The organism is Xanthobacter lutulentifluminis (assembly GCF_043194675.2).
GTDB lineage: Bacteria > Pseudomonadota > Alphaproteobacteria > Rhizobiales > Xanthobacteraceae > Xanthobacter.
Genome location: NZ_CM195525.1, coordinates 104623 through 116805, shown reverse-complemented (window position 1 = coordinate 116805; position 12183 = coordinate 104623). Strand labels below are relative to the sequence as shown.

Genomic DNA, 12183 nt, shown 5'->3' with positions numbered 1-12183 from the left:
GCTTCCGCTCCGGCCGGCGGCAGGGTAAGGGACTGCGCTGCGCCGAGGAGTGTCGAGATGAGTGACCGGAGCCTGCTCGTTGTGGTTCTCGCCGCCGGTGAGGGCACCCGCATGGCCTCGCGCCTGCCGAAGGTGCTGCACAAGGTGGCCGGCCGCACCATGCTGCACCACGTGCTGGAGGCGACGCGCGCCGCCGGCGCCACCCGAACCGCCGTGGTGGTGGGGCCGGGCCGCGAGGACGTGGCCGCGGAGGCCCGTCGTGTCGTGCCGGACGCCTCGGTGTTCGTGCAGGCCGAGCGGCTCGGCACCGCCCACGCCGTGCTCGCCGCCCGCGCGGCGCTCGAAAGCGGCGCCGACGACGTGCTGGTGCTCTATGCCGACACCCCCCTCGTGCGCCCGCAGACTCTCGATGCCCTGCGCGCGCCGCTCGCGGCAGGCGCGGCGGTGGCGGTGCTGGGCTTCACGCCGGAGGACCCCACCGGCTACGGCCGCCTTGTCACCGAGGGCGATTCCCTCCTCGCCATCCGCGAGGAGAAGGATGCGAGCGCGGCCGAAAAGACCATCGGCTTCTGCAACGCCGGCCTGATGGCGCTCTCCGGCGCCCATGCGCTGAGCCTGCTCGACCGCATCGGCAACGCCAACGCCAAGGGCGAGTATTACCTGACCGACGCGGTGGAGATCGCCCGCGCGGACGGTCTCTCCGCTGTCGCGGCGCTGGCGGATACCGAGGAGGTGGCCGGCGTCAACAGCCGCATCCAGCTGGCCGAGGCGGAAGCCATCATCCAGAAGCGCCTGCGCCTTGCCGCCATGGCTGGCGGCGCGACGCTGGTGGCGCCGGAGACGGTGTTCCTCTCCGCCGACACGAAGCTCGGCCGCGACGTGATCGTGGAGCCCAACGTGGTGTTCGGCCCCGGCGTCACCGTCGGCGACGACGTGACCATCCACGCCTTCTGCCATCTGGAAGGGGCGACGCTGGAGGCCGGCGTCTCCATCGGCCCCTATGCCCGGCTGCGGCCCGGCACCCGGCTCGATGCCGGCGTCCGCATCGGCAATTTCGTGGAGACCAAGGCCGCCCACATCGAGAGCGGCGCCAAGGTCAACCACCTCTCCTATGTGGGTGACGCCCATGTGGGCGCGGACGCCAACCTCGGCGCCGGCACCATCACCTGCAATTACGACGGCTTCACCAAGTCGCGCACCGAGATCGGCGCCGGGGCGTTCGTCGGCGTCAACACCGCGCTGGTGGCGCCGGTGAAGGTGGGGGAGGGCGCCTATATCGGCACCGGCTCCGTCATCACCGCCGACGTGCCGGCGGATGCGCTGGCGCTGGCGCGCGGCCGGCAGGTGGTGAAGGAAGGCTGGGCGCGCGAGTTCCGCGCCGCCCGCGGCAAGGACAAGCCGAAGGGTTGAGGCCCCCGGATCGCCTGCAACCTGACAGAATGCGAAAGCGGAAGTGATTCCGCAGCGCGGCAAGCCCCGGTTAGGAACGGTCCGTTCAGCTTTGCGATGGACCTTCAGCCGGAAGGCGGTGGCCCATCCGGGGCGCCCCGCGGAAACGGAGCGTGAGCCTATGTGTGGTATCGTCGGCATCCTCGGCAAGAGCGCGGTTGCAGAGCAGGTGGTCGAATCGCTGCGCCGGCTCGAATACCGGGGCTACGATTCCGCCGGCATCGCCACGCTGGAGAAGGGGCACCTGGAGGTCTGCCGCGCCGAGGGCAAGCTCCGGCACCTGGAGACCAAGCTCGACCGGCACCCGCTCAACGGCCATTCCGGCATCGGCCACACCCGCTGGGCGACCCACGGCAAGCCCTCCGAGCGCAATGCCCACCCCCATGCCACCAAGCGGGTGGCGGTGGTGCACAACGGCATCATCGAGAATTTCCGCGAGCTGAAGCAGCAGCTGCAGGAACAGGGCGTCACTTTCCGCAGTGACACCGACACCGAGGTGGTGGCCCAGCTGGTGGACCGCGAGCTGCTCTCGGGCAAGGAGCCGGTGGCGGCGGTGGCGGCGGTGCTGCCGCGCCTGAAGGGGGCGTTCGCCCTCGCCTTCCTGTTCGACGGCCGCGACGACCTGATGATCGCTGCCCGCCGCGGCTCGCCGCTCGCCATCGGCTATGGCAAGGGCGAGATGTTCCTCGGCTCGGATGCCATCGCCCTCGGCCCGTTCACCGACACCATCGCCTATCTGGGAGAGGGCGACTGGGCGGTGCTGACCCGGCAGGGCGTCGAGATCCGCGACGAGACCGGCCGCATCGTCGAGCGTCCCATCCAGAAGGTGCCGGCCGGCGCGCTGCTGGTCGACAAGGGCAACCATCGCCACTTCATGGCGAAGGAGATCTACGAGCAGCCCGAGGTCATCTCCCACACCTTCGGCCATTATCTCGACCTCGCCGCCGAGACCGTCTCGCTGCCCGAGCTGCCGTTCGATCCGGCGGAGGTGTCGCACATCTCCATTACCGCCTGCGGCACGGCGCTCTATGCCGGCGCGGTGGCGGAATACTGGTTCGAGCGGTTCGGGCGGGTGCCCGTCTCCACCGACATCGCCTCCGAGTTCCGCTATCGAGAGACACCGCTGGCCCCGGGCGGGGTCACCATCGTCATCTCCCAGTCGGGCGAGACGGCGGATACGCTGGCCTCCCTGCGCTACGCCAAGGAGTGCGGGCAGAAGGTGGTGGCGGTGGTGAACGTGCCCACCTCCACCATCGCCCGCGAGGCGGACGTGGTGCTGCCCATCCTCGCCGGTCCGGAGATCGGGGTGGCCTCCACCAAGGCGTTCACCTGCCAGCTGGCGACCCTCGCCTGCCTGTCGGTGGCGTTCGGCCGGGCCAAGGGCGTGCTGGACAAGGAGGACGAGCACAAGCTGGTGCGCGCCTTCATGGAGGTGCCGCGCCTGATGACCGAGGCGCTCAAGCTCTCGCCCGAGATCGAGGTGCTCTCGCGCACCCTCGCCAAGGCGCGGGACGTGCTCTACCTCGGCCGCGGCACCAACTATCCGCTCGCGCTCGAGGGGGCGCTGAAGCTGAAGGAAATCTCCTACATCCACGCCGAGGGCTACGCCGGCGGCGAGCTGAAGCACGGCCCCATCGCCCTCATCGACGAGAAGATGCCGGTGGTGGTCATCGCCCCGCACGACCGCATCTTCGACAAGACAGTCTCCAACATGGAGGAGGTGGCGGCGCGCGGCGGCAAGATCATCCTCGTCACCGACCCCAAGGGGGCGGAGGCGGTGTCGGTGAACGCGGTGCAGAAGCTGATCCTGCCGGAGATGCCGTCCACCGTGTGCCCGATGGTCTATTCCATCCCGGTGCAGCTCATCGCCTACCACACGGCCGTCATCATGGGCACGGACGTGGACCAGCCGCGCAACCTCGCCAAGTCGGTCACGGTGGAGTGACGCTAGGGTAGGCGACCCGCCGCCGCGGGGGCCGCCGGAGCCGGGTGTTCACGCCTTCGTGAACACCTTTCCCTGCGGCGTTGCGACCACAGATATTCCTTTCGGCCGATTGCTCGCGGGCGTAAGCTGATGCTGCACCGCAAGATGATCCGGGCCGCCCCCCGTCCATGCACCCCGCCACCTTCGCGCTCATCATGAATGTGGCCCTCGCCGCGCTGTTCGCGACGAGCTACGTGACCATTGCGCTGCTGTACCGGCAGGAACGGGCGCCGCTGTGGTTCGCGGCGAGCTATGCGGTTGGCATGCTCACGCCGCTGGGCCAGCTCGGCCTCGGCTATGGGGGATGGCCGCTGTTCTTCGGCGCGGTCATCTATTTCAGCTTTTCCGGCGCGCTGCTGCTGATGGTGCCGGCGCTGGCGGTGTTCTACCGCCGGCCCATCCCGTGGCGGCTGGTGGCGTTCATCGCCGTGGTGACGCTGGCGATGGCCGCCCTGCTGCGGCATCTGCCACGCGATACCATTGGCTACACGGCGGCCTATCAGGTGCCCTTCATGCTGGCGACCGCCGCGAGCACCCGCGAGGTGCTGCGCGACAGCCCGCGGCGTGGCGGCGATCTGGTGCTGGCCGCCCTGTTCGGGCTCACCGCCGCGCATTTCCCGGTGAAGGCGGTTCTGGCGGCAAGCCTCGGCACCGGGGCGGACCCGTCGTCCTACATCTCCAGCACCTATGCGCTGGTCTCCCAGGTGGGCACCGGCATCCTGCTGGTGGCGACCGGCCTCGCCTTGCTCATCAACGCGGTGCTCGCGGTGACGCGCGACATGCGCGACGCGGCCGAGCAGGACCCCTTGTCCGGCGTGCTCAACCGCCGCGGGTTCGAGGAGCGCGCCGAGGCCATCGTCGCCGCGGTCCGGCGGGGGGGAGAGCCGGCGGCGCTGCTGCTGCTCGACATCGATTATTTCAAGCGCATCAACGACACCCTCGGCCATGCCGGGGGCGACCGGGCCATCCGCTGGTTCGGCGCCATGCTGGCCGACAGGGTGCCGCAGTCGGCGGTGGTGGGCCGGCTCGGCGGCGAGGAGTTCGGCATCCTGCTGGAGCGCACCAGCCGCGAGACGGCGCGCCTGCAGGCGGAGGCCATCCGCGCCGCCACCTCCACCCATGGCGCGCCGGACGTGCCGGACATGACGGTGAGCATCGGCGTCACCGACCTGCGCGCCGGCGACCTGCTGCACAGCGCGCTGGAACGGGCGGACGCCGCGCTCTACGCCGCCAAGCACGACGGCCGCAACCGGGTCCGCCTCGCGCCCGAGGCGCCGGGGCCCTGGACCGGCAATGTGGTGGCGCTGCGCCGTCCGCCGGAGGCCTGAGGCCGCCTCAGCGGTTCGGCCGCGACGCCACGAACACCGCCAGCGCCACGAACACCACGCCCAGCACGGCCAGCACCGGCACCGGCGCGCCGAAGTACCAGCTGCCGGTGAAGGTGCCGACGAAGCTCGACAGGGCGAACAGCTTCACCACCGGCGGGATCGCCCCGGTCTCGCGCCAGCGCGCCACGCCCGGGCCGAGATAGCGGTGGTTCAGCAGCCATGCCTCGAACCGCGGCGAGGAGCGGGTGAAGCACCAGGCGGCGAGGATGAGGAACACCGTTCCCGGCAGCATCGGCACCACCATGCCGATGGCGCCGATGACCAGGAACACCAGCCCCGCGCCGAACAGCAGCTTGCGGTAGACGGCCGCCCGCACGAAGCGCGCCGCGGCCAGCCGGCCGCTTTCGCCTCCCGGTCGGGGCGTCGGCCGGCCCTCCGCTCCGTCAGGAGGGGAGGCATCACCGGGTGCCGGCCCGTGCGGCGGCGGAGCAGGCGTCGAGGGAGGCGCCGGGGGGTGCGCCGGGGGACGTGCCGGGGGACGCGCATCGTCGGAAATCATGCCGGACATTCGCGCCTCATCCCGCCGAGAGCAAGCGCACCGCCGCATCCCGTTCCGTCAGGTGGAGCAGGGTGTGCAGCGGCGCCACGCCGGCCCCGGAAAGGTCCGGATCGGCCCGCACCACGGCGGCGGCGGTGGCGCGCGCGGCCTCCACCTCGGCGGTGTGGAATTCCATGCGGGCGAGGCGGAAGCCGGGCAGGCCGCTCTGCCGCGTGCCCAGCACGTCGCCCTCGCCACGCAGTCTCAGGTCCTCCTCGGCGAGGCGGAAACCGTCCTGGCTCTCGCGCAGGATGGCGAGGCGGGCCTTGGCGGTCTCGCCCAGCGGCGCGCGATAGAGGAGGAGGCAGGTGGAGGCCTTCTCCCCGCGTCCCACCCGCCCGCGCAGCTGGTGCAGCTGGGCGAGGCCGAAGCGCTCGGCATGCTCGATGACCATCACGGTCGCCTCGGGCACGTTCACGCCCACCTCGATCACGGTCGTCGCCACAAGCAGCTGCGTGTCCCCCGCGGCGAAGCGGGCCATGGCCTCGTCCTTGGCGGCGCCGGACATGCGGCCGTGCACCAGCCCGACCTTCGCGCCGAAGATGGATTGCAGCGTCTCGAACCGCTCGGTGGCGGCGGCGAGGTCGGAGGTGTCGGTCTCCTCCACCAGCGGGCAGATCCAGTAGACGCGCGCGCCGGAGCCGAGCGCCCGGCCCACCCCGCGCACCACCTCGTCCAGCCGGTCGAGGGGGATGGCGCGGGTGTCGATCTCCTGCCGGCCGGGCGGCTTCTCCCTCAGCTCGCTCGACTCCATGTCGCCGAACAGGGTGAGCACCAGCGTGCGGGGGATGGGGGTGGCCGTCATCACCAGCATGTCCACCGCCTCCCCCTTGCGGGCGAGGGCGAGCCGCTGCTCGACGCCGAAGCGGTGCTGCTCGTCCACCACCGCGAGGGCGAGGTCGCGGAAGGCCACGTCCTCCTGGATGAGGGCGTGGGTGCCGACCACGAGATCCGTGCGCCCCTCGGCGAGGCCGGCCAGCACCGCGGCGCGCGCCCGGCCCTTCTCGCGCCCGGTGAGGACCGCGACCGAGAGGCCGGCCGCCTCGGCCAAGGGCGCCATGGTCTCGAAATGCTGGCGGGCGAGGATCTCGGTCGGCGCCATCACGGCGGTCTGCCGCCCGGCCCCGGCGACGGTGGCGGCCGCCATCAGCGCCACCACCGTCTTGCCCGATCCCACGTCGCCCTGCAGCAGGCGCAGCATCCGGGTGTCGGCGGCGAGGTCGTCGTGAATGGCCGCCACCGCCGTCTCCTGCGCGCCGGTGAGGCGGAAGGGCAGGGCGGCCCGCAGCCGCTCGGTGACGCGCCCGTCGCCCACGGTGGCGCGGCCGCCGGCCTTCTCCTCCTGCGCCCGCAGCAAGGCGAGGGTGATCTGGTGCGAGAGCAGCTCGTCGAAGGCGAGCCGCCGCCAGGCCCCGCCCGCGGGTGTCGCCTCGTGCGGCGTCGCCGGGCGGTGGACGCGGTTGAGCGCCTCGCGGAAGGAGGGCCAGCCGCGGGCGGCGAGGAGATCGGCCGGCACCCAATCCGCCAGCTCCGGCACGCGTGCCAGGGCCGCTTCCATGGCCCGGCGCACATGGCCGGCCGCCAGCCCCTCCACCAGCGGATACACCGGCTCCACCGCCGGCAGGCGGGCGAGGGCGGCGGCATCCAGCACCCGGTCGGGATGGGTCATCTGCCGCATGCCGTCATAGAGCGAGACGCGCCCGCACAGCCAGCGGGTGGCGCCCACGGGCAGCATGTGCTCGATGCGGGCGGGATCAATGCGGAAGTGAACCACCGTCATGTCGCCGCTGGCGTCAGAGACGAAGGTGCGGTGGGGCGCGCGGCTGCCGGGAGGGGGGGGCTGGTGAGCCTCCACCGTCACCTCCAGCGTCACGTCGGTCTCGGGGATGGCCTCGGCGATGGTGGGGCGGGCGCGCCGGTCCACGTAGCCGGAGGGCATGTGGAACAGGAGGTCGATGACGCGCGGCATCTCGCGCCCGAGCAGGCGGCCGTACGGCTTCATCAGCTTGGGGCCGATGCCGGTCAGGCTGGTGAGGGGGGCGAACAGCGGGAGGAGGGCGTCCGGGCGCATGGCGGCGGAAGGTGTCCGATCCCCCGTCCGGGCGCAAGGCGCCGCCGGCGTGCTTCAACTGGAGGTCATCGGCGTTCTGCTATACCTTTCAAAGACTAGCGCGACGGAGCGAGGGCTGCGCATGAGCCAGGGCGAGAGCGACGGCGAACAGGCGGAACGGATGGCCTTCATCCTGGGCCTGCGCCAGCGCGGGATTCGCGACGTGGGCGTGCTGCGCGCCATGGAGCTGGTGCCGCGCCCGCTGTTCGTGGACCCCATGCTGCGCCGCCACGCCTATGACGACGTGGCGCTGCCCATCGCCTGCGGGCAGACCATGTCGCAGCCCAGCCTGGTCGCCGCCATGACGGAGGCGCTCTCCGTCACCGCCGAGCATTCGGTGCTGGAGGTGGGGACCGGCTCCGGATACCACGCGGCGGTGCTCTCCCATCTGGCGGCGCGGGTGGTGACGGTGGACCGCTATCGCTCGCTCGTGTCGGAGGCGCAGGCCCGCTTCGAGGTGCTGGGCCTGCGCAACGTCACCGCCTATGTGGGCGACGGCACGCAGGGCATGCCCGCCCGCGCGCCGTTCGATCGCATCCTCGTCACCGCCGCGGCGCCGGACATTCCCCTCGCGCTGGTGGACCAGCTGAAGTTCGGCGGCATCATCGTCATGCCCGTGGGCGGGCCGGAGGAGGTGCAGACGCTGGTGCGCTACGTGAAGGAGCAGTCCGGCCGCTCACGCACCGACCTGATGAAGGTGCGCTTCGTGCCGCTGGTGCCGGGCGCGGCGGCAACACTGTAGGGAAAAAGCGCCGCGCGGCGGCTTGCCGGGAGCTTGCTTACCCTGAGGAAGCATTGCCGGGGGGGAGCGCGTCCGCTATCGGGAACTCTGGTACTCATTCCGGGGGAATGCCAAGTGCGGGTTGCGGTGTCGCGCCGGGGACGGCGGGTTCTGGCGTGCGTTCTCGTGCTCGGCGCGCTCTCGGGCTGCGCGGGCCGGCCGTCAGGCGTGCTGATTCCGGTTCCCGACGACGTTGCCGGCACCTCCCGCGTCAACATGGTGGTCACCACCGTGCGCGCCCGGACCGAAGGGCCGGACATCTTCACTGGCGAGCGCGCGCAGAAGCCGAGCTATGCGGAGATCACCGTCTCCATCCCGCCGGACAGCGTGCGCAAGGTGGGCGACGTGCAGTGGCCGAAGCAGGTGCCGGGCAACCCCGCCACCGATTTCGTGACCACCCAGCTCGACGAGCTGACGCAGGACCAGGCCATCAAGTGGTTCCACGAGCGCATCCGCCGCACGCCCAACCGGCAGGCGCTGGTGTTCGTCCACGGCTACAACCAGCGGTTCGACGACGCGGTGTTCCGCTTCGCCCAGATCGTCCATGATTCCAGCGCGCCGGTGACCCCGGTGCTGTTCACCTGGCCCTCGCGCGGCAGCCTGCTCGCCTACGGCTACGACCGCGAGAGCACCTCGGTGTCCCGCGATGCCCTCGAGCGCCTGCTGACCTTCATGGCCAAGGACCCGAACGTGGGCGAGATCTCCATCCTCGCGCACTCCATGGGCAATGTGGTGACCATGGAGGCGCTGCGGCAGATGGCCATCCGCAACGGCCGCATCCTGCCCAAGATCAAGTATGTGATGCTCGCCGCGCCCGACGTGGACGTGGACGTCTTCGCCTCCTACTTCAACGAGTTCGGTCCCGACCGGCCGGCCTTCACCATGTTCGTCTCGCAGGATGACAAGGCGCTGGCCGTCTCCAAGCGCGTGTGGGGCGACGTGCCGCGCATCGGCGCCGTGAACCCGGACGCAGAGCCCTATCGCTCCGAGTTCGAGCGCAACCACATCAACGTCATCGACCTCACCAAGCTGAAGACCGACGACGCGCTGGCCCACGGCAAGTTCGCCGCCAGCCCGCAGGTGGTGCAGGCCATAGGCGCCCGCCTCGCCGAAGGGCAAACCATGACCGACAGCCGCGTCGGCGTGGGCGAGCACATCATCCAGCTCACCTCGGATGCCGCCGGCACGGTGGGCACTGCGGCCGGACTCGTCATCGCCGCGCCGGTGGCGATCGTCGACGAGAACACCCGCACCCATTACTCCAGCCACGTCAACCAGCTGGGCAATTCCGTGTCGGATACGGCCTCGACCAGCCAGAACGTGGTCACCACCCCGCCGCAGCGCTGAACGGCCGGCGGGGCAGGGAACAGGCCGCGCCCTCCGGCGTCGTCGATCGCGGCATCCGTTGCGGCGCCTGGCCCGGACCGGGAGTGTTGCCGGCGTGCAACGCCCGCGATGAAACGCCGGACACCCTGGGGAAGGGGGCGCCGTTTAAGCCGCCGTTTACGCATGGGCCTCTTAACTGCCGCAGTACTTGGTTGCGTGCGAGTTCGGTCACATGCGTATTTCCAGCGAGACTCACGGGCGTAATGTCTTCGCGCGACTGGCGCTGATCGGGCTTGTGTCCGGCACGGTCGCGGGGTGCAGCTCAGACGCCGCCCGTTTCACCGCAGATGCCCCCAAGCCGCCCGCCGGCGCTGCCTATGCAGGTGGCTATCAGGCCCAGGGCGATGTGACGGGCTCGCTCGGCGCCGCGCCGTCGGGCCGTGTGGACTCCATGGCCCTGCCGCCGCCCGGCCAGCCCGGCGCCGGTGTCCAGCCCTCCTCCTATGCCGCGCCCGGCGGTGGCCAGCCGCTCTATGGCGCGCCGTCCTACACCGCCCCCGCGCCCGCTCCGGTGGCCGCCGCCCCGGCCCGCCCGGCCGCTGCCGGCACCCATGTGGTGGTGGCCGGCGAGACGCTCTCCTCCATCTCCCGCATGTATGGTGTCTCCCCGGCGGCGCTCGGCACCGCCAACGGCATCGCCGCCGGCGGCACGGTGCGCACCGGGCAGACCCTCATCATCCCGCCCGGCGGCAACGGCACCACGCAGCTGCGCGCGGCCCAGCCGGCGACGGTGAAGCCCGCGCCCGTGGTCGCGGCCGCCCCCGCCACCAGCTCGTTCTCCACGGCGGCGGCTGCTCCCGCCACCAACAGCTTCTCGGCTCCCGCCAAGCCGGCGGCGACGCCCGCGACCCAGACCGCCGCGGCCAAGCCCGTCGTCGCCGCGCCGACCCCCGCGGTCGCGCAGTCGCCTGCGCCCGCGGCCGGCAAGCCTGCCACGCCGGCCCAGGCCGCCGCGCCTGCGCCGAAGGTGGAGACCGCCGCCAAGGTGACGCCCGCCGACGATGCCGACGACGGTCCGCGCGCCGCCGGCTCCGGTCCGCAGTTCCGCGCCCCGGTGCGTGGCCGCGTCATCGCCTCGTTCGGTCCCAAGCCCGGTGGCGCCCACAATGACGGCGTGAACTTCGCCGTGCCGGAAGGCACCGGCGTGCGCGCCGCCGAGGACGGCACCGTGGCCTATGCCGGCAACGAGCTGAAGGGCTACGGCAACCTCGTGCTCATCAAGCACGCCGACGGCTACGTCACCGCCTATGCCCACAACAGCGAGCTGAACGTGAAGCGCGGCGATACCGTGCGGCGCGGCCAGATCATCGCCAAGGCCGGCCAGAGCGGCGGCGTGAACTCGCCCCAGCTGCACTTCGAGATCCGCAAGGGCTCGACCCCGGTGGACCCCAGCCGCTACGTGGCCGGGCTCTGAGGGCCCTCCCGCTCCAGCGACCGACGGCCGGGCATGACCCGGCCGTTTTCATATCCGGGCCCGGTTCGCCCGCGCCGCACGGCCTTGACGCCGCATTTTCCCGCTTATAGGGCCAGACCATGAACACCCGCGCCTTCATCGCCGGCTGCGCCGGTCCGGAGCTGACCCTCGACGAGCGGCATTTCTTCCGCGATGCCGAGCCGTGGGGCTTCATCCTGTTCGGCCGCAACGTGGAGACGCCCGATCAGGTGCGGCGCCTCGTCTGCGACCTGCGCGAGGCGGTGGGCTGGTATGCCCCGGTGCTCATCGACCAGGAGGGCGGCCGCGTGCAGCGCCTGCGCCCGCCGCACTGGCCGGAATATCCCCCGGCCGAGCCGTTCGGCGCGCTCTACCGCACCCATCCGGCCGCTGCGCTGGAGGCCGCGCGCCTGAATTCCCGCGCCATCGCCGCCGACCTGTTCGCCCTCGGCATCGACGTGGACTGCCTTCCCGTGGCGGACCTGCGCCACCCCGATGGCCACGGCATCATCGGCAACCGCGCCTACGGCACCGCGCCGGGGCCCGTGGCGGCGCTTGCCCGCGCGGCGGCGGTGGGGCTGATGGAGGGCGGTGTCCTGCCGGTGCTGAAGCACATCCCCGGCCATGGCCGCGCGCCGGTGGACAGCCACGAGAAGCTGCCCGTGGTCACAGCGTCCCGCGCGGAGCTGGAGGCGGCCGACTTCGCCGCCTTCCGCGAGCTCGCCGACCTGCCCATCGGCATGACCGCGCATGTGGTCTATGCCGACATCGATCCGGACCGCCCCGCCACCACCTCGCCCAAGGTGATGGAGGAGGTGATCCGCGGCTCCATCGGCTTCGAGGGCGTGCTGATGAGCGACGACCTGTCCATGGGCGCGCTCGCCGGTGACATGGCGGCGCGTTGCCGCGATGCCTCCGCCGCCGGCTGCGACCTGCTGCTCCACTGCAACGGCCGCATGGACGAGATGACCATCGTCGCCGCCGAGGCGCCGGTGCTCGAAGGAGCGCCCCGGGCCCGCGCGGCGCGGGCGCTGGCCCTGCGCGAGCCGCCCGAGGCGGTGGATGCCGCTGCCCTGCGCGCGCGCGTCGCCTCCCTGCTGCAGGTGGTCGTCTGA

Annotated in this window: 9 protein-coding genes; 7 read left to right on the top strand and 2 right to left on the bottom strand. The window is 71.8% G+C overall.

The window, feature by feature from the left end; all coding sequences use genetic code 11:
• Positions 1–57 precede the first annotated feature (57 nt).
• The 3 genes from glmU (at position 58) to V5F49_RS00560 (ending at position 4761) form a co-directional block, all read left to right on the top strand.
• Complete coding sequence (gene glmU, locus V5F49_RS00570) at positions 58–1410, top strand: bifunctional UDP-N-acetylglucosamine diphosphorylase/glucosamine-1-phosphate N-acetyltransferase GlmU (protein ID WP_394116470.1); 1353 nt, start codon at positions 58–60, stop codon at positions 1408–1410.
• A 160-nt stretch (positions 1411–1570) separates the two neighbouring features.
• A complete protein-coding gene (glmS, locus tag V5F49_RS00565; protein ID WP_394116471.1) occupies positions 1571–3394 on the top strand; it encodes a glutamine--fructose-6-phosphate transaminase (isomerizing) in 1824 nt (607 codons plus the stop codon).
• A gap of 167 nt (positions 3395–3561) precedes the next feature.
• Entirely contained in the window at positions 3562–4761 is a 1200-nt protein-coding gene (locus tag V5F49_RS00560; protein ID WP_394116472.1) for a GGDEF domain-containing protein, read from the top strand.
• Between the two features lie 7 nt (positions 4762–4768).
• On the opposite strand, the gene V5F49_RS00555 is transcribed toward V5F49_RS00560, so the two are convergent.
• Together V5F49_RS00555 and recG are read right to left on the bottom strand one after the other, a co-directional pair.
• Entirely contained in the window at positions 4769–5137 is a 369-nt protein-coding gene (locus V5F49_RS00555; protein ID WP_394116473.1) for a YbaN family protein, read from the bottom strand.
• Between the two features lie 199 nt (positions 5138–5336).
• Positions 5337–7430, bottom strand: coding sequence for an ATP-dependent DNA helicase RecG (recG, locus tag V5F49_RS00550; RefSeq protein ID WP_394116474.1), 2094 nt, complete (start codon positions 7428–7430; stop codon positions 5337–5339).
• Between the two features lie 121 nt (positions 7431–7551).
• Between recG and V5F49_RS00545 the strand changes: the two genes are divergently transcribed.
• From V5F49_RS00545 to nagZ, 4 genes are all read left to right on the top strand, one after another.
• On the top strand, positions 7552–8211 hold the full coding sequence (locus V5F49_RS00545; RefSeq protein ID WP_394116475.1) for a protein-L-isoaspartate(D-aspartate) O-methyltransferase: 660 nt from the start codon (positions 7552–7554) through the stop codon (positions 8209–8211).
• A 114-nt stretch (positions 8212–8325) separates the two neighbouring features.
• Positions 8326–9597 carry an alpha/beta hydrolase gene (locus tag V5F49_RS00540; protein ID WP_394116476.1) on the top strand — a complete coding sequence of 424 codons (1272 nt, stop codon included), beginning with the start codon at positions 8326–8328 and terminating at the stop codon, positions 9595–9597.
• Positions 9598–9808: 211 nt separating this feature from the next.
• Positions 9809–11050, top strand: coding sequence for a peptidoglycan DD-metalloendopeptidase family protein (locus V5F49_RS00535; RefSeq protein WP_394116477.1), 1242 nt, complete (start codon positions 9809–9811; stop codon positions 11048–11050).
• A gap of 119 nt (positions 11051–11169) precedes the next feature.
• On the top strand, positions 11170–12183 hold the full coding sequence (gene nagZ / locus V5F49_RS00530) for a beta-N-acetylhexosaminidase (RefSeq protein WP_394116478.1): 1014 nt from the start codon (positions 11170–11172) through the stop codon (positions 12181–12183).

What these genes read in the sequence shown, in the direction of transcription:
- glmU (WP_394116470.1), top strand. Translation starts at nt 58, where the DNA reads ATGAGTGACCGGAGCCTGCTCGTTGTGGTTCTCGCCGCCGGTGAGGGC.
- V5F49_RS00535 (WP_394116477.1), top strand. Translation starts at nt 9,809, where the DNA reads ATGCGTATTTCCAGCGAGACTCACGGGCGTAATGTCTTCGCGCGACTG.
- V5F49_RS00545 (WP_394116475.1), top strand. Translation starts at nt 7,552, where the DNA reads ATGAGCCAGGGCGAGAGCGACGGCGAACAGGCGGAACGGATGGCCTTC.
- recG (WP_394116474.1), bottom strand. Translation starts at nt 7,430, where the DNA reads ATGCGCCCGGACGCCCTCCTCCCGCTGTTCGCCCCCCTCACCAGCCTG.
- nagZ (WP_394116478.1), top strand. Translation starts at nt 11,170, where the DNA reads ATGAACACCCGCGCCTTCATCGCCGGCTGCGCCGGTCCGGAGCTGACC.
- V5F49_RS00560 (WP_394116472.1), top strand. Translation starts at nt 3,562, where the DNA reads ATGCACCCCGCCACCTTCGCGCTCATCATGAATGTGGCCCTCGCCGCG.
- glmS (WP_394116471.1), top strand. Translation starts at nt 1,571, where the DNA reads ATGTGTGGTATCGTCGGCATCCTCGGCAAGAGCGCGGTTGCAGAGCAG.